We start from the raw sequence: 16912 nt of genomic DNA, 5'->3' as shown, positions 1-16912 counted from the left end.
CCTTTTAAAGGAAGTAGGAACTACTGTCAAGTTTCTTTATCACTAAAATGTCATTTCATTCACTTTTCTTTCCTGTTTTTGACATAAGCAGACAGAATTAAATACCAACACTCCGCCTAGCACAACGAATGATTTAAATGCGTGCTCTCCCACAGAACCCAGCTAGCTAGTTAATCTTGATATATCATTGGTAAGAGCAATGAACATTAAAGTAACTAATAAGAGTAGTCCAAAATATATACCAATCGACTTAACCCCTTCTGATAATGGTTTTCGTCTTATCATTTCCAGTAGATAATATAAAAGATGTCCACCATCCAGCATTGGAATCGGCAATAGATTAAGTGCCCCCAGACTAATACTTACTAAGGCTAAGAAAAACAAATAGGACACCAATCCCCCGCGTCCTGAATCCCCTGCTCCTTGCGCTATCCCAACAGGACCACTAATGCTGTTTAGTCCTAATTTCCCTGTCACTAATCTTCCCATCAAAACAAAAGTAGTTCCTGTTAGCTGCACGGTTTGCTTAAATGCTGTACCAAGAGCAACAAAGGGAGTTTGTCTCTCCAAACGCAACCAGCGCGCAGGCCAGTCTACTTTCTGAGATCTAACTCCTATATATCCTTCTAGTTTGCCGTTATTCTCTTGAGCCCCAGTATGTACTGCTATTTTCAGTAATTGCCCCTGTCTTTTAACCTCCAAATTGAGTTGGGAATCTGGTCTTTCTTTTACGTAATCAACCAGAAACAACCAATCATCAAAACGTTCTCCATTAACACCAACAATTTCGTCGCCCTCCAGCAAACCTGCTTTCGCACCAGGGGAATCAGGTAATATCTCACCTATCACAGGTGGAATAGTTGGAACAAAAGGCACTATGCCTAGGCTTTTAATTGGGTCTGGCTTTTTATTATCAAGCTTCCAATTAGCTAATGCCAATGATAATTCATCTTCTTGACCATTTACCATTGATTTAACTGTTAGTTTAACTGTTTCCTGAGAGCCTATTAGAGGCATCATTGCATATTGGAAATCACGCCAGCTATTTATTTTATTCCCATTAAGAGCAATGATTTCCTGTTTAGGGCCAAGTCCAGCTTGCGCCGCAATGCTATTAGGTTTTACTGATTCAATCATTGGCGCCAGAGAGTGCATTCCAATGACCAAAACTAGCCATAAGGCAATAAATGCAAAAATGAAATTAAACAAAGGTCCGGCTACTACAATCGCTATCCGCACTAAAATAGATTGATTGTTAAATGCAAATGGCTTCTCTTCTTCAGAAACATTTCCCTCGGTTTCATCAAGCATTTTGACATAGCCACCCAAAGGAAATAAAGACCATGCATATTCCGTTCCCTTTTTATCATAAAAACGAGCAAGAATTTTACCGAACCCAAATGAAAATCGTAAAACCTTTACCCCACACCAACGCGCGACTTGAAAGTGACCATATTCGTGTATAGTGACTAACAATACTAAAGCAAGCAAAAAATAGAGCAAAGTTGAAAGCATAGCACTATCCAAAATATAATTAAAAATTGTAACTAACTTAAAATCGCCATCCCCCAATTATGGGGGGAAGGGCTGGAGAGAAGGTAAATGCCAGGTTTTACCTTCCTTCTAACCTTCACGGTTATTAAGTTAATGAAAAAATCTCGTAGGGCCTTGAGCCCACACCTATGGTCTTAATATGCTAATCCAAAATAAAACACAGGTACGGCTGCAATTAAGCTATCCAATCGGTCTAATATACCTCCATGACCAGGAATAATATTCCCAGTGTCTTTTAAATGGCAGCGGCGCTTTAATATACTGATGTAAAGATCACCAAAAATTGAAATAACAACTGTCAATAATGCCAAGCCCAGCCATGCTAAAATGGAAGCCGGTATAAAATAATAATAACCTATAATGGCAATAATCATAGATAAAGTAAGTCCCCCAGTAACTCCTTCCCAAGATTTGCCTGGACTAACTTTAGGAATTAATTTATGTCTTCCCCATTGTTTGCCTGTAAGATAAGCGCCAATATCTGAGGCCCAAATTAAAAAAAGCAAATAAACAAGTAATCCTTTTCCTTGAGGCAAAGAGTAAACATGAATGAGACTTTGAGTAAACAAGGGTAATAATATCAAGCTTGCTATTGCAACAATTGCTGGGTAACCCCAATAATTTTGCGAGCGAGGATACGTAAGGATTGCTACACAATTTAATCCCCAAACAAACAATCCCACGCTTAACCAATAAGAATATAAATAATCACTTACCAAAAAACACAAAAACAAAAATATCAAGAAGCCAATCTGAATAAATAAATTATCTACCGGAATCAACTTGAAACATTCCATCCCTGCAGCCAAAAGTATAAATAGAATCACGCCCCATAAGACCCAAGAAGGACCATAGAAGATAACAAGCAAAACCAAAGGCGCTAAAATTAAAGTTGTAATCAATCGTTGCATAAACATGGTTTCACCTTTATTCAGATTGTGAAATTTGCCCAAACCTTCTTGCCCTCTTACCAAAAGAAATCAATGCCAATTCCAATTGATATTCATCAAAATCAGGCCAATGAACTTCAGTAAAGTAAAGTTCAGTATAAGCCAGTTGCCAAAGAAAAAAATTACTAATCCTTAATTCCCCACTTGTTCTAATAAACAAATCTGGCTCTGGTAACCCGTATGTATCGAGAAACTGGGCAAACACTGCTTCATTGATTTCATCCAATACTAATTGGCCTTCAGAAACTGCGTGGAATATTTTTTTAGCAGCAGTTACTATATCCCATTTTCCACCATAATTAACAACGACATTCAAATTTAAGTATTGGTTATCTTTAGTCAGAGTTTCGGCATCCTGCATTTGTTTTTGCAATATTGGGGACAAAAGATCTCTATCGCCGATAAACCTCAGCCTTATTCCATTATTATTTAAATCTTTTATTTCCTTACGCAAAGCTTCCAAAAACAATTCCATAAGAAAGTTGACTTCTGCCATTGGTCTCGACCAATTTTCTGAGCTGAACGCAAACAGACTCAAACAAGGGATTTTTTTTTCCAAACAACAATTGATTATTTTTTTAACTGATTTAAGACCTGCTTTGTGCCCCTCTACACGAGGCAAGCCGCGACTTTCAGCCCAGCGCCCGTTTCCATCCATAACTATCGCGATGTGTTGAGGCAATTTGTGATTCAAGACGACTTCCTACAAACTAAAATGGCACATAGTCTAACCTCTTTGAGATAAAAATTTAAGTGCCCCTTTGAGAAATTATTGACCTTATAATTGAAACACCTCATTATTATTAAAATCAATTCATGAGGGCATAATGAAAAAATCTATTAATCGATTTAGGAGGCTTCAATTACTAGCAATTAGCTTATGGTTATTGGTTTCTTCCCCTTTAAGTTATGGTGAATCGAATGGTAGTTTTGCCTTATCTGAACATTGGTCTATGGGACAACAAATCAAATTACGATTTGACATCAACGAGACACCTCAAGCAGGCATTGTCTTGCATCTAAAAAATGGTTTGGCGCTTACAGCCGGCGACATTATCAGTCTTGGCGATCTTTATGGAATTGTTGGAAAGCCAATTAGTCATGGCATGACCAAACAAGAGAAACAAGCGCGTTTTAAAGAGGTTTTTAATAGTTTTGCTAAAAATATTATTGTTACCAGTGAAGTAGAAGATCTGAACTCAGTCATCCGGGCAGAAATGCGCGAAGTAGAATCAGGAATTGCGAAAGGTGAAACTCCTGAGGATATCTATAAACGAATTGGTAATGAAGTTGGTCGCCAAATCAACTGTATTACTGGCGGTGGCTGTAATAGTCTAACTTGGTGGCTTAATCCTGGTCGTTATCTCAAATTAGCTATGGAGAATTATGATCACTTTTCACCCAATAATTTAATAGCTTATAAAAGCGGACACCAAGTGGCTTTGCTGCAGGCGTTAAGAGCCAAAGAAACAGGTAGCCGATCTGATTTAGAAATTGCTTTTGCAATGGATGCCTTTGCCTGCCATTATCTCTCCGATCATTTTGCTGCGGGGCATTTGCGGACACCCAGAGAAGAGCTTGCATCTATTGTAACCCCAGCAGTGCTTGGTGCTTTACTATCAAACTATATGCATAACGAAGAAAATAAATATGGAGTTTTTGTATCCAACAAACTAGGTGAGCAATGGCGAGTTTATGGCGATTATTCTTATTTTAATCCTTTTAACCAAACTAACCAGCAAGTACTTTTAAGAGCTTTGCAAGCTTCTGCTGATGAAATATTTGAAGCTTATTACACTGGGGTATTACCAAAAAAATATCAAGTAGAAGAAATGATCCCGCACATTACACAATTAAATGATGAAAATAATATGGACATTGCTCCAATGTTCTATTGGGATAATCAAAGTAAACAATTATTACGTCGAACCAATTTAACCAATCCTTACGACAAACATTGGACCAATAGCTGGTGGGGTTGGTCTACCTTATTGTTATTAAAAACCCAATATGGGATTACTTCTACAGTACAGTTGAGTTTAAGTAAATATCTATCTCAGTATGTCCCTGAAGAATTAAGAGAAAATTCGTTGATATAAACACATATTGCAACAACTATACTTTAATTATCACTCACAAGATGGATATCACTTTAAAAGGAGTTGATTATGGCTAGGAATACTACAAGCCTCGTTCGCAATGTAGTTTTATTTGTCAGTTTAGCTAGCTTTGCAAATCATGCCGCGGCGAGCAATCTACTCGGTATAGGTCCAAATCCGAGATATTTACCTAAAGACAATCTTCCCATAGCAACATTTAACCACTGCCAATCTTGTGAAAAATCAGCAAACCATTCATTAGTTATTACTACTCCAGTGCCTATTCTTTATTATCCAGGATGTCGACCAATCCAAACATGCGATAGTTATGGACACTGCGTACAAATTGAAGACTGTTATTGATACAATAACATACTGCACCGATAAGTTACACAGTAACTCTTCATTTTGGCTCATCTGGTAGACGTTTAAAGGGAGGATGAGCCGATATCATTTCCCTATAAGCTCTACCTAAAAAAACTGTTCTGCCTACAACAGGAGGAAGAATCTATTCTTTAATAGTGCATAAAGCATTCTACCTAGAAACTATATACCTCTTACTTTCGCATAGGTATAATTGTTAATTTAGTTTTTACTAACTCGTCACAGAGCGGTAGTACGAGTAGAAATGAAGCGTGCAGAACCATGAATGTTACCACACCTATTCATGGGAGTTTACGCATCGTACTGAAAAGCACAATTGCTCTTTGCATCGAGTTTTGAAAAAGATCTATTCATAACCTAGGATTGATGGACATGCTCAATACTGCTCCTCTAGTACTCATAATTCTTGACGGCTGGGGCTATAACAAAAGTGATAAATATAATGCTATTGCCAAGGCACATACCCCCCAGTGGGACGAATGGTGGGAAACCTGCCCTCATATTCTTCTACAAGCATCAGGTCTACCCGTCGGGTTGCCTGCAGAACAAATGGGCAATTCAGAAGTTGGGCATATGCATATTGGCGCTGGTCGAATCATACAACAGGATTTTACTCGAATAAACGAAGCAATAAACAAGGGGGATTTCGCTAAAAACCCTGTTTTTCATGAAGTGATTGATAAATTACAGGAAACAGAGAAATCGCTCCATCTTATGGGATTGCTTTCCCCTGGTGGCGTTCACAGTCATGAACACCATTTGTTTGCCCTACTGGCACTTTGTGATCAAAAAAAATTCAATTCTGTTCATCTGCACCTGTTCCTCGACGGTCGAGACACTCCGCCCCAGAGTGCTATTGACAGTCTACGACGGTTAAATAAAGAACTGACAAACCATCCTGTTGGAAAAATAGCTTCCATTTGTGGTCGCTATTATGCTATGGATAGGGATAAACGCTGGGAGCGATTAGAGCCTGTTTATAATTTGTTGACACAAAATCAAAGTGAACATCAGTTTGCCAAGGCAGAAACAGCGGTGCATTTCTATTACCAAAATAAAATATCCGATGAGTTCATCCCTCCAACCCTAATAGGGGAAAGCAACCCTATACAAGATGGCGATGCGGTTATATTTTTTAATTTTCGCGCTGATCGGGCAAGACAATTGACTTATGCTTTCCTCGATCCTTTATTTAAGGGATTTCCAAGGACAGTGCACCCAGAATTATCTTATTTTGTCACGATGACCCAGTATGACAAAAATTTATCAAATCCAATCGCATTTCCTCCTGCCCCCCTAAATAACACCTTGGGTGAAGTGCTAGCCTCTCATGGTCTCAGTCAACTACGTATTGCTGAAACTGAAAAATATGCTCATGTTACTTTTTTCTTTAATGGCGGCAGTGAAAGTATTTTTGCCAATGAAGAAAGAATTATGGTTCCTTCTCCTCAAGTAGCAACTTATGATCTACAACCTGAAATGAGCGCGCCTAAACTTACTGATATTCTAGTAGAGGCTATAAATAGTCACGACTACGATGTCATTATTTGTAATTATGCGAATGCTGACATGGTGGGGCACACAGGAGACTTTGAGGCCACTATTCGTGCCATAGAATGTCTTGACCAATGTATGAAACGTGTTTGGGATGCTCTTAAAAATCAGGGGGGGAAATTGCTGATTACTGCTGATCACGGTAATGCCGAAGAAATGTTTAATGAGTCCACTCATCAAGCTCATACAGCCCATACTAGTGAACCAGTACCTTTTATTTATATTGGTGGGGGTTGGCACTTTACTCAAACAGAAGGGAGTTTAATGGATATAGCACCTACTTTGCTTACCTTATTGGAAATCCCCCCACCACCAGAAATGACTGGCCATGCCCTTTTGGAAAAAAACTATGCATTTACCTAATCGATTTCGCTATTTTCCTACAGCTTTCTTTCAAGCCTCGACTGCAAGGAGCAATTACTTTATGCTTTCTCGCATTTACCACTTGGCAGCATATTTCGAAAAAGGTTTGGTGCTCTCTCTTCGCCTAGGAATAATGCTAAGTTTATTTTTTTGCTTTAGCCTTGAAGCCCAAAATAGTACTCCGACTATAGTTCAAACACGAAATAAACTAAAACAGTTAGATATTAAAATTGAAAAACTAAAGCAGACTTTAGCGAGTGCACAGGACAAGCGCGCGGTATTAAATCAAGAGCTATCGAACACAGAAAAACAAATTGGTGAAGGAATAAATAGACTTAAAATTATACAAAATAATATGTCTGCAAAAGAAAGAAATATTGCAGAATTACAAGAAAAAATAAATCAATTAAATAATCAATTAGATACTCAACAAACATTGCTAGCAAATCATATTCGTGCCCGCTATCAAATGGGCGAATATCAACCTTTAAAATGGCTTCTTAATCAAGATGATCCTTTTAAAATCAATAGAATATTGACTTATTACCAGTACCTTATTAAATCTCGCCAACACTTAATCGCCGAAATTGATCTCACTCGCAAAAATCTTAATAAAAATAAAAATAAACTTGATAATGAACAGGCAGAAAATAAACAGTTAAAGTACAAATTAGCACAACACCAACAGCAATTAGAACAAAGTAAAAAATATCATGCTACCCTAATTCAATCGATTAATAGTGAGATCCAAAATAGTCAACAGGCATTGCATGACTTTGAAAAAGACAAAAACAATTTATCACGCCTATTAACGTCATTATCTCAACAAAGTGTTATACAAAACGGCAAGCCGTTCATGCAAATGCGCAAAAAATTGCCGTTTCCCGTCCAAACCTCTCGAAGATCCATACATAGAATGAACCAAGGGGTGACATTTTTTGCCGATGAGGGTTCAACAGTAACTGCAGTTTCCTCTGGAAAAGTAGTATTTAGCGATTGGCTAAAAGGGTATGGTTTGCTTCTCATTATTGATCACGGCCAAGGATTCATGACTTTATATGCTCACAATCAGTCTCTCTTCAAGCGTAAAGGACAAATGGTCCAACAAAATGAACAAATCGCCAGTGTCGGTCACAGCGGTGGAATCAAGCAAAACGGTCTATACTTTGAGATAAGACAAAAAGGAAAAGCGGTTAATCCGTTAGAGTGGTTGTCTTAAAAGTTTAGCCGCTGGCACTTAAATTGCATTATAAAAAAATACAAAAAAGTGGCTGATTCATGGCCTTGGATCCGAGGAGATCGCTATGGTTATTAAAAGATTGTTTTCCAGTACTTTAGCATTAATTTATGCCCTAACGCTGATGCTGCCTTTAACAACATTCTCGGCCGAAGAACCAAATTCAAATCATTCTAATACGAAACGAATTCCATTGGAAGATGTGCAACGATTTTCTAATGCTATTGGAGAAATAAAAAAATATTATGTAAAACCTGTCGATGACAAAGAATTATTCGACAATGCCATCCGTGGGATGTTGACTGGTCTTGATCCACACTCTAGCTATCTCAATGAAGAGGAATTCAAGGAGTTGCAAACATCAACCAGTGGTGAATTCGGCGGATTAGGTATCGAAGTTACCATGGAAGAAGGCATTGTTAAAGTCATTACCCCGCTTGTCGATACTCCTGCTTTTAAAGCGGGAATCAAATCAGGAGACTATATTATTAAATTGGGCAAAGAATCTGTCCAAGGTCTTTCACTTAAAGATGCTGTTAATTTGATGCGTGGAAAACCAGGTACCACCATAGAGTTAACTATATTGAGAAAAGGCGTGAACAAACCATTAACCTTTGATTTGATTCGTGAAATCATCCAAATAAAAAGCGTGAAAAGTAAAATGCTCAGTGAAGGGTATGGTTATATTCGTATAACTCAATTCCAGGCGTTAACTGGTAAAGACATGCTGAAAGCCATAGAACAGTTAAAACAACAGGCTGGGGGAAAATTAAAAGGACTAATACTGGATTTAAGAAATAACCCAGGAGGATTACTTGATTCTGCAATCCAAGTATCTGACGCTTTTCTAGGCAATGATAAAACTGGTAAGCAAGAAATGATAGTCTACACGGAAGGAAGATTACCAGGCTCTAAATTTACTGCCTTAGCTAATCCTGGAGATGTACTGGATAATGCTCCTCTGGTCGTCATAATTAATAACGGTTCAGCTTCAGCATCAGAAATTGTAGCTGGAGCATTAAAAGACAATAAAAGAGCGATCATCCTCGGTACAAAAAGCTTTGGGAAAGGATCTGTTCAGACAGTTCTGCCTCTTGATAGCAAAACAGGAATTAAATTGACTACAGCCCTTTATTATACTCCATCAGGAGTTTCCATCCAAGCCAAAGGAATAGTGCCGGATATCATCGTGGAAGAGGTAGATGTTCCTAAAAATGCTATCAAAAAAGACAACCTGAATAATTTCAGTGAGGCCGATCTGAATGGGCACTTAATTAATAAAGATAATTCAGAGAATGCTGAATCTAAAAATGCTGAAAATCAAAATGGAGATTTAATCCATGAAGATTACCAACTCTATGCGGCGCTAACGGTATTGGAAGGCATGGCGCTGGCTAATAGATAAAACGCATAAGTTAGCCTGGAATACCCTTTTAACTTGGTTATTTCAGGCTTCCTTTTTAGTAATTGTTCACGCACTGAATCGCTACCAAATTGAAACTGGCACTTCGGATTTTCCTGCTGCTTTCGTAAAACAATTCAGAAAAATTCAACAAAAACAGATAACCTATTGGGAATATAGAAAGATTATGAGATAATAATTGTCCAATTAATAGCCATTTTGCCCTTATGAATATTACTAAATTAATCTCATCTGTAAGTGTCTTTTTCTTTTTATCTCCTGCTTTCGCCAATGTTGATGATTATTTTGATAGCATCAAACAAGATCCAAACGCTCTTTATTCTTTTTTTAAAATTATGCCCAAAGGTGGAGAGTTACATTATCATTTGGCAGGAGGAGCTTATCCCGAAACTATGTTAGAGCTCGCAGCCAATAGCAACTACTGTTTAGATAAAAATACCTTTATGGTCAGTAAAGATTCTTCTCGTTGCAATGGGGTAAATATTAAAGAAGTTTTTAATAAACCCGATCTGTATTCCCATATTATAAAAGACTGGTCTATGAAGGATTTTATACCTGGGAAAGAATCAGGTCATGATCATTTTTTTAATGGATTTGCCAAATACATGCCAATAGTTTTTGATTATAGGCCTCAATTGCTTGTGGAGATCATTCAACGAGCTGCTCAACAAAAAGAACAATATTTAGAGATAATGGATGTCCCTGATAATGCCCACTCATTAAGCTTTGGAGATCTTGTAAAAAATACCCCATCTTATGACCAAAAAAGAACTGTCTTATTAGCTAATAAAGATTTCCAAAATAACATAAAAAATACTGTTTTGGAAAGTGATAGAATTCTTGCTAAAGCATCTCAGGAATTAGGTTGTAAAACTCACCCACATACAAGCCCCTGTGATGTTAAAGTCAAATTGCTCTATTATGTTTTGAGAGAACAACCTGTTGATAATGTCTTTGCCCAAGCTTTAAATGCTTTCGAAGCGGTCTCTCAATCAAAAGGAAATTTAATTGGAGTAAATCTGGTTCAACCAGAAGATGGGATTATTTCCTTACGCGATTACCATAAGCAAATGTTAATTTTTGAATACCTTCACCAAAAATACCCTAAAGTCCCCATTACCTTACATGCCGGAGAGTTAGCCCCTCAAGCAGTAACACCTGAAAATCTGAGTAATCACATAAGGGATGCTTTACTGACTGGCCACGCGCAAAGAATTGGTCATGGTGTGGATATTGGTTATGAAAATGATGCTGAAGATACACTTAAATACATGGCCAATAATCGAATACCTGTTGAGATAAACTTAATTAGCAATCTAAAAATTCTGAACATCTCTGGCCGTAATCACCCGTTGAATTATTATCTTTCTCATAAGGTTCCAGTAGTCTTGTCTACTGACGATGAGGGAGTTCTAAGAACAGACTTGACCCAACAGTATGTAGAAGCAGTCAGAAGGCATGGTCTTAGTTACCAGCAATTAAAACAAATTAACAGAAACGCTCTTACTTACTCTTTCTTGCCAGGCAAAAGCATATGGACAAACAAAGAGACAGCGGAACTGATTCCTGATTGTCGCGATCTCGATAGCAAAAACTGCCAAAGCTTCATTGCCCACAACGAAAAAGCAAGATTACAATGGAACCTGGAAAAAAAATTAATCACTTTTGAGAATAATTATTAAATTTTTTAAAAAAATGCCCCACATTAGCAGCGTAATACGGAATTTTAAACTTTCCGTATTACAGCTTTACTAAACATGAGCTAGGATAGAGACTGATCTAAAAATAATAATAATGCTTTTTGTACATGCATTCTATTTTCACTCTGAGTGAAAATGATCGACGCTGGGCTATCCGGTAAAGTTTCAGAAACCTCTTTCCCTCTTTCCATAGGCATACAATGCATAAATACTGCTTTAGATTTTGCCTGTGACATTAAGACTTCATTCACCTGAAAACCCTTAAAAATCTTGTCCGCTTCAGGATTTTCGAATCCCATACTAGTCCATACATCAGTATAAACTGCATCCACGTTCTTTATTGCCTCTTCCGGTTGATCGAAACGATGAATCATTGAATTTTCTACCATCCTACGGGCTCTATCTACAATAGTTGCATTAGGTTGATTTGATTTAGGACAACAATAATGAATCGTGATACCTAACTGAGGTGCTAAAAGCATCCAACTATGCAGAATATTATTACCATCACCTATATAAGCTACTTTTAATCCTTCTAATGTACCAAATTGTTCTAGCAGACTTAATAGATCAGCGAGAATCTGACAAGGATGATGTAATGCAGAAAGACCATTAATAAGAGGTACTTTCAAATAGGCTGCCATCTCTTTTAAGCAATTATCAGCATGTGTTCTGACCATTACAAAATCAGCGTAACCATTTAAGACACGTGCCATATCGGCAGCAGTTTCTTGCTTTCTTGAATTACTTATACTTTCAACAACTATTCCTCCCATACTCTGGATGGCTAGAGCAAAACTCAAACGAGTTCGAAATGAAGGTTTTTCGAAAATCATCACCAAACTTTTATTAGCAAGATATTGACTATATAAATCCGGGTTTTGTTTTATTGATTTGGCTTTTTTTAAGATAAATTTAACTTCATCACAGGATAACTCTGTTCCTGTAAGAAAATGTCTTAGTTGACCGAGAGGAACAGAATGTTTCTTATCATCCCCCTCTTCTGACGCAAAATTAGCCGATTCAGTTTCCAAACTAAAAATAGCTTGTTGCAAATTAATAAGAAAAGTATTTGTCGCCACTTCATTAATGGCATGTCTATTATTCTCATCTTGTTTTTTATCAAAACCATTATTCTGAGCCGTAATAGGTTTAGTTGAGGTGGAAAAAGACATTTTTAGTCTCCTTTTAATAATTCGGTCAACGAACACTGATTTTCCATAGCTTCTATAATCCATAGGCCGACTTGATGATGAGCATCACGAAAAGGCATACCTTTCATTACTAATGACTCCAAAATAGCTGTAGCATCAAGGTAACCGCTTTGAGCCTTTGCCCGCATTAACTCTGTATTAAAAACCAGACTTTGCAAGAAAGGGGTTATTATTTGCAAACATACGACTACTGTATTAATCGTATCGAACAAACCCTCCTTGTCTTCTTGCATGTCTTTATTATAGGTAAGTGGCAAACCCTTCATAACAGTTAGAATAGCCATCAGATGGCCATACACTCTTCCGGTTTTACCACGGATCAATTCCAGAACATCGGGATTTTTCTTATTAGGCATTAGCGAAGAACCAGTAGCAAAAGCATCGTCCAAAGTAATAAAATTAAATTCCTGGGTGGACCACAAAATTAAGTCTTCACATAATCTGGAAAGATGCATCATAGTCATTGCGGCGATACTGCATAATTCAACTACAAAATCCCTGTCGCTTACTGCATCAAGAGTATTAGGTATTATACCTGCAAAACCTAGCCAATGAGCTACCCACTGACGATCAAGGGGCAAAGAACTCCCAGCTAAAGCCCCAGCTCCTAAAGGAGAATAATTCATACGCTGAAACCAATCCTCCATCCTGCTTTTATCTCTGCTAAACATCGATTGATACGCATTAAAATAAGCTCCTAAAGTGATAGGTTGTGCTTGTTGTAAATGCGTATATCCCGGCATTAAATCATCTTGATGTTTGCTCGCTAATTCATTAAGACAGTGAATCAGCTCAATTAAAAGCTCATTGATCAAATTGCCTTTATCGCGAGTAAATAAGCGTAGATCCAATGCCACTTGATCATTTCGACTACGACCGGTATGCAGCTTCTTCCCTAAATCACCCAATTTCTGCGTCAGTAACTGTTCAATAAACATATGAATATCTTCTTCTTTACTGTCATTGAAAGAATGCTGACCTTGCTTTATTTCATTTTGGATTTCATCAAGCGCAACAAAAATAGCCTGACCTTCTTCTTCTGTGATAATCTTCTGCTTAACTAATTGTTTGACATGAGCTTGACTTCCATTAATATCTTGTTCGAAAAGCACATGATCAAAAGACAAAGAAGCATTGAACTGATTAACTCGACCATCTAATGGCTTTTTAAATCTTCCACCCCATGTTTTATTTATCATATTGACCTCCTTGGTGGACTTGGCCATAAACTTTAGCAGACAAAGAAAAAAGATTAATAAATCCTTCCGCATCCTTTTGATTGTAAACACTGTCTTCTTCAAACGTAGCTAATGCTGGACTATGCAGGCTGTAAGGAGATTGCATACCATTAGGAATAATATTGCCTTTAAACAATTTTAATTTAACTCGTCCCGTGACATGCTGTTGAGTGACATCAATAAAAGCATCCAAAGCTTGTTTGGTTTGAGAAAACCAGCAGCCTTCGTAAATCAAATTGGCATAAGTTTGCTGTAATAATTGCTTCAGGTGTAATGTTGATCGAGTAAGACATAAGCTCTCCAGGAGTTTGTGAGCCTTATAAAGCACTGCAGCAGCAGGGGCTTCATAAACCCCTCGTATTTTCATCCCAACTAATCGGTTTTCAACAATATCAGCTACACCAATACCATGTTGACCTGCTTTTTTATTTAATTCACTCAAGAGATCGACAGGTGAAAGCGCTTGTCCATTTAACTCGACAGGAACCCCTTCTTTGAAGTCAAGGACAATTATTTCCGCTTTATCAGGAGTATGAGAAATAGGGTTTGTCATTAATAGCACATTATCAGGCATTCCTTGAGATGGATCTTCAAGCACCCCGCCTTCATGAGAAATATACCAAATATTATGATCTCGAGAATATGGTGATTGGGGTGTTACTGGCACATTAATACCATGCTCTTTCGCATAGGCAATCGCTTCCTGCCTTGATTTAATATCCCAATTTCTCCAGGGAGCAATAATCCCAAGTTGAGGAGCGAGAGCCTTGATAGAATATTCAAAACGAACCTGATCATTTCCTTTGCCAGTGGCGCCATGAGCGACAGCATCCACTTGTTCAGCCAAAGCAACTTCAACCAATTTTTGAGCAATTAAAGGCCTTGAAATAGTTCCTAAAATGTATTGATCTTCATATAAAGCACCTGATTTTACCAAAGGCCATAAATAATGAGCTACAAACTCTTCTTTCACATCTATAACATAAGCTTTGGATGCACCACTTTTAATCGCTTTATCTTTTATTGCGACAAGATCTTCTTGCTGCCCTAAATCACAAATAACGGCTATAATTTCTGCTTGATCATAATGCTCTTTAAGCCAAGGGATCATGATGGATGTATCAAGTCCACCCGAATAAGCCAGTGCAATTTTTTTGATAACTTTCTTCATAATATTCCCCCTTGGTAAAATTGTTGTACATAGAAAATCGGATCAGACACATCCTTTGTTTTAAAATCAGCAAGCAATTTTCCTTGATTTACAACCAATAATCGCTCTGCAATATGAGTTAAAAAAAGCAAATCATGAGAAGCAATCAGCATAGTAATATGTAAAGATTTAACAGTATTTAGCAAAGCAATCACATCATGAGTAGTTGCTATATCAAGACCAGAAGTGGGCTCATCACAAAGTAACAAATCAGGTTTCATCATCAGGCTTCTGGCTAAAGCAACTCGCTGCTTTTGCCCTCCTGAAAGACTTTGAGGATAGGCTTGGGCTTTATCATAAAGCCCAAGCATGTCAAGTAAACTCAAGGCTCGTTCTTTATGATCAATAGCCTTTTCATGAAGGCCGGGAGCATAAATTAAGTTTTCAAGAGCAGTCATGTGCGGAAACAATTGAAAATCCTGAAACATAAAACCACTTTTTCCTTTGCAATCGATAAAACCGGAATCCAGAACTTCTAATTGTTGGATGCATCTGAGCAAAGTCGTTTTCCACTACCGGAAGGCCAATCAAACCAACAATAGTATTAGGTTGAATTTTCAGGTTAATTTGATCGAGAATCTGGGTGTTACCAATTTTTTTAGATGCGTTAATGACCTGCAACATAATTTCCTCTTTTTTCAACTACCTTACCAAGTAATTCAATGAGTAAGACCAAACCGTAATAATAGATTCCTGCAATACATAAAGGCATAAAATAGGTAAACTGTTGTGCTGCCACTGACTGCGCCTGACGCATTAAATCCAAACCTCCAATAGTAGAAATTAATGCGGTTTCTTTTAATAAGGCGATTGTTTCATTGACTATCGCAGGAAAAATATTTTTTATTACTTGTGGCAAAATAATATCTTTCCATAGGTAAAACGTTGGAACTTGCAAGGTAGCTGCTGCTTCAAATTGACCTTTAGGCAAACTTTCAATCCCTGCTCTTAAAATTTCGGCCAAATAAGCAGAACTATTCAAACCAAAAGCAATAATGCCTGCCATTAAAATGCTAGGTCGCATCCCCAGTAAAGAAGGGAATGAGAAATAAATGAAACTTAACTGTAGGATCAAAGGAGTTCCTCTCATTATGGAGATAAATCGATTTATAGAAAAACAGGCAATTCCCTGATATCTGCCAATAGACCATAATGTTCCGAGCGCTATCCCTATGAGCATACCTCCAATTAATAATTGCAACGTGAGGGCTATCCCTTTTCCTATAAAGAAAATATTTTGAACAAATTCCGTCATAGTGAACCCTTTAACCAAATAGATTCTAATTTTTGAATTTCCCCTTTCGCTTTGATTTTTTCTAATGCCAAGTTAATTTCAGCGGTTAAAGGGGAACCTTTCTTTAAAGCCAAACCATACCCATCTTGCGCCTTGGCGATTATTGAATAAGTTAATCCTGGATGCTTTTTGCTATAAACATTCCCTTGAGCACCATCCATTAGTACCACATCGACATGACCTACGTTTAAAGCTTCTATAGCTTGATTGTTATTGTCCAAAACTGTAATTTCAGCTTCTGGAAAATTTTGATGAAGCCAAATTTCCATAACACTGCCAAGTTGCACAGCTATTTTCTTCCCCTTTAATTGATCGGGTTCCATCACAGGATGGGAAGCATGAAATACAGCTGCCATACCCTCAAAATAATAAGGATTGGAAAAATCAAAATTTTTCTTGCGTTCTTCAGTAATAGTAATTGTGGCTATTGCAATATCATCCTGGCCTGAATTTACTGCAGGTAACACCGCGCTAAACTGCCTATTGTCAAAAACGGCTTTTTTACCTAATTCCTTTGCAATTAATTTTGCTAAATCAATATCAAAGCCTTTGAGTTCTCCATACTCTACATATTCAAAAGGTGGATATTCAGCAGAGGTTGAAAAATGCAAAATATTTTTATCTTTTTGCCCACTACATCCTGAAATAAATAAAATGGAACTAATTAATGATAAGATATAAATTTTATACAT

Annotated in this window: 14 protein-coding genes and 1 pseudogene; 6 read left to right on the top strand and 9 right to left on the bottom strand. The window is 37.4% G+C overall.

Annotated elements, in window-relative coordinates:
- Nucleotides 1-162 precede the first annotated feature (162 nt).
- The 3 genes from rseP to uppS all read right to left on the bottom strand — a co-directional run bounded on the left by rseP (nucleotide 163) and on the right by uppS (nucleotide 3198).
- A complete protein-coding gene (rseP, locus tag OK13_RS08290) occupies nucleotides 163-1515 on the bottom strand; it encodes an RIP metalloprotease RseP (RefSeq protein WP_035889987.1) in 1353 nt (450 codons plus the stop codon).
- Between the two features lie 173 nt (nucleotides 1516-1688).
- A complete protein-coding gene (locus OK13_RS08285; protein ID WP_035889985.1) occupies nucleotides 1689-2471 on the bottom strand; it encodes a phosphatidate cytidylyltransferase in 783 nt (260 codons plus the stop codon).
- A gap of 10 nt (nucleotides 2472-2481) precedes the next feature.
- Entirely contained in the window at nucleotides 2482-3198 is a 717-nt protein-coding gene (gene uppS, locus OK13_RS08280) for a polyprenyl diphosphate synthase (protein WP_035889983.1), read from the bottom strand.
- 133 nt (nucleotides 3199-3331) lie between these two features.
- Between uppS and OK13_RS08275 the strand changes: the two genes are divergently transcribed.
- The 6 genes from OK13_RS08275 to OK13_RS08250 all read left to right on the top strand — a co-directional run bounded on the left by OK13_RS08275 (nucleotide 3332) and on the right by OK13_RS08250 (nucleotide 11246).
- Entirely contained in the window at nucleotides 3332-4603 is a 1272-nt protein-coding gene (locus OK13_RS08275; RefSeq protein ID WP_035889981.1) for a hypothetical protein, read from the top strand.
- Between the two features lie 69 nt (nucleotides 4604-4672).
- Complete coding sequence (locus tag OK13_RS08270; RefSeq protein WP_035889980.1) at nucleotides 4673-4966, top strand: hypothetical protein; 294 nt, start codon at nucleotides 4673-4675, stop codon at nucleotides 4964-4966.
- A 393-nt stretch (nucleotides 4967-5359) separates the two neighbouring features.
- Nucleotides 5360-6904 (top strand): 2,3-bisphosphoglycerate-independent phosphoglycerate mutase, encoded by a 1545-nt coding sequence (gene gpmI, locus OK13_RS08265; RefSeq protein ID WP_035889978.1) that lies wholly within the window; start codon nucleotides 5360-5362, stop codon nucleotides 6902-6904.
- A gap of 133 nt (nucleotides 6905-7037) precedes the next feature.
- Complete coding sequence (locus OK13_RS08260) at nucleotides 7038-8123, top strand: murein hydrolase activator EnvC family protein (protein ID WP_420911424.1); 1086 nt, start codon at nucleotides 7038-7040, stop codon at nucleotides 8121-8123.
- 85 nt (nucleotides 8124-8208) lie between these two features.
- The gene (locus OK13_RS08255; RefSeq protein WP_035889976.1) at nucleotides 8209-9546 is read left to right on the top strand and encodes a S41 family peptidase; all 1338 of its coding nucleotides are present in this window, start codon (nucleotides 8209-8211) and stop codon (nucleotides 9544-9546) included.
- Between the two features lie 224 nt (nucleotides 9547-9770).
- The gene (locus OK13_RS08250) at nucleotides 9771-11246 is read left to right on the top strand and encodes an adenosine deaminase family protein (protein WP_035889974.1); all 1476 of its coding nucleotides are present in this window, start codon (nucleotides 9771-9773) and stop codon (nucleotides 11244-11246) included.
- A gap of 80 nt (nucleotides 11247-11326) precedes the next feature.
- Here OK13_RS08250 and argF read toward each other — a convergent pair whose 3' ends face one another.
- The 6 genes and pseudogenes from argF to OK13_RS08220 all read right to left on the bottom strand — a co-directional run bounded on the left by argF (nucleotide 11327) and on the right by OK13_RS08220 (nucleotide 16912).
- The gene (gene argF, locus OK13_RS08245; protein WP_035889971.1) at nucleotides 11327-12439 is read right to left on the bottom strand and encodes an ornithine carbamoyltransferase; all 1113 of its coding nucleotides are present in this window, start codon (nucleotides 12437-12439) and stop codon (nucleotides 11327-11329) included.
- A 2-nt stretch (nucleotides 12440-12441) separates the two neighbouring features.
- The gene (gene argH, locus OK13_RS08240) at nucleotides 12442-13677 is read right to left on the bottom strand and encodes an argininosuccinate lyase (RefSeq protein WP_035889970.1); all 1236 of its coding nucleotides are present in this window, start codon (nucleotides 13675-13677) and stop codon (nucleotides 12442-12444) included.
- Nucleotides 13667-14887: an argininosuccinate synthase gene (locus tag OK13_RS08235; RefSeq protein WP_035889967.1), complete on the bottom strand. Its 1221-nt coding sequence runs from the start codon at nucleotides 14885-14887 to the stop codon at nucleotides 13667-13669. Before OK13_RS08235 ends, argH begins: the two co-directional genes overlap by 11 nt.
- Nucleotides 14884-15550, bottom strand: a pseudogene (locus OK13_RS08230) (ATP-binding cassette domain-containing protein). The gene OK13_RS08235 and the pseudogene OK13_RS08230 overlap by 4 nt, the downstream one beginning before the upstream one ends.
- Nucleotides 15534-16181 (bottom strand): amino acid ABC transporter permease, encoded by a 648-nt coding sequence (locus OK13_RS08225; protein WP_035889965.1) that lies wholly within the window; start codon nucleotides 16179-16181, stop codon nucleotides 15534-15536. The pseudogene OK13_RS08230 and the gene OK13_RS08225 overlap by 17 nt, the downstream one beginning before the upstream one ends.
- Nucleotides 16178-16912: an ABC transporter substrate-binding protein gene (locus OK13_RS08220; RefSeq protein WP_035889963.1), complete on the bottom strand. Its 735-nt coding sequence runs from the start codon at nucleotides 16910-16912 to the stop codon at nucleotides 16178-16180. The genes OK13_RS08225 and OK13_RS08220 overlap by 4 nt, the downstream gene beginning before the upstream one ends.

Origin of the sequence: Legionella norrlandica (genome assembly GCF_000770585.1) — a bacterium.
In the GTDB taxonomy this organism is placed as follows: domain Bacteria; phylum Pseudomonadota; class Gammaproteobacteria; order Legionellales; family Legionellaceae; genus Legionella; species Legionella norrlandica.
The sequence above is the reverse complement of the archived record's forward strand: the minus strand, read 5'-3'. Positions and strand labels throughout refer to the sequence as shown.

What these genes read in the sequence shown, in the direction of transcription:
- rseP (WP_035889987.1), bottom strand. Translation starts at nt 1,515, where the DNA reads ATGCTTTCAACTTTGCTCTATTTTTTGCTTGCTTTAGTATTGTTAGTC.
- OK13_RS08285 (WP_035889985.1), bottom strand. Translation starts at nt 2,471, where the DNA reads ATGTTTATGCAACGATTGATTACAACTTTAATTTTAGCGCCTTTGGTT.
- OK13_RS08275 (WP_035889981.1), top strand. Translation starts at nt 3,332, where the DNA reads ATGAAAAAATCTATTAATCGATTTAGGAGGCTTCAATTACTAGCAATT.
- OK13_RS08270 (WP_035889980.1), top strand. Translation starts at nt 4,673, where the DNA reads ATGGCTAGGAATACTACAAGCCTCGTTCGCAATGTAGTTTTATTTGTC.
- gpmI (WP_035889978.1), top strand. Translation starts at nt 5,360, where the DNA reads ATGCTCAATACTGCTCCTCTAGTACTCATAATTCTTGACGGCTGGGGC.
- OK13_RS08260 (WP_420911424.1), top strand. Translation starts at nt 7,038, where the DNA reads ATGCTAAGTTTATTTTTTTGCTTTAGCCTTGAAGCCCAAAATAGTACT.
- OK13_RS08255 (WP_035889976.1), top strand. Translation starts at nt 8,209, where the DNA reads ATGGTTATTAAAAGATTGTTTTCCAGTACTTTAGCATTAATTTATGCC.
- OK13_RS08250 (WP_035889974.1), top strand. Translation starts at nt 9,771, where the DNA reads ATGAATATTACTAAATTAATCTCATCTGTAAGTGTCTTTTTCTTTTTA.
- argF (WP_035889971.1), bottom strand. Translation starts at nt 12,439, where the DNA reads ATGTCTTTTTCCACCTCAACTAAACCTATTACGGCTCAGAATAATGGT.
- argH (WP_035889970.1), bottom strand. Translation starts at nt 13,677, where the DNA reads ATGATAAATAAAACATGGGGTGGAAGATTTAAAAAGCCATTAGATGGT.
- OK13_RS08235 (WP_035889967.1), bottom strand. Translation starts at nt 14,887, where the DNA reads ATGAAGAAAGTTATCAAAAAAATTGCACTGGCTTATTCGGGTGGACTT.
- OK13_RS08225 (WP_035889965.1), bottom strand. Translation starts at nt 16,181, where the DNA reads ATGACGGAATTTGTTCAAAATATTTTCTTTATAGGAAAAGGGATAGCC.
- OK13_RS08220 (WP_035889963.1), bottom strand. Translation starts at nt 16,912, where the DNA reads ATGTATAAAATTTATATCTTATCATTAATTAGTTCCATTTTATTTATT.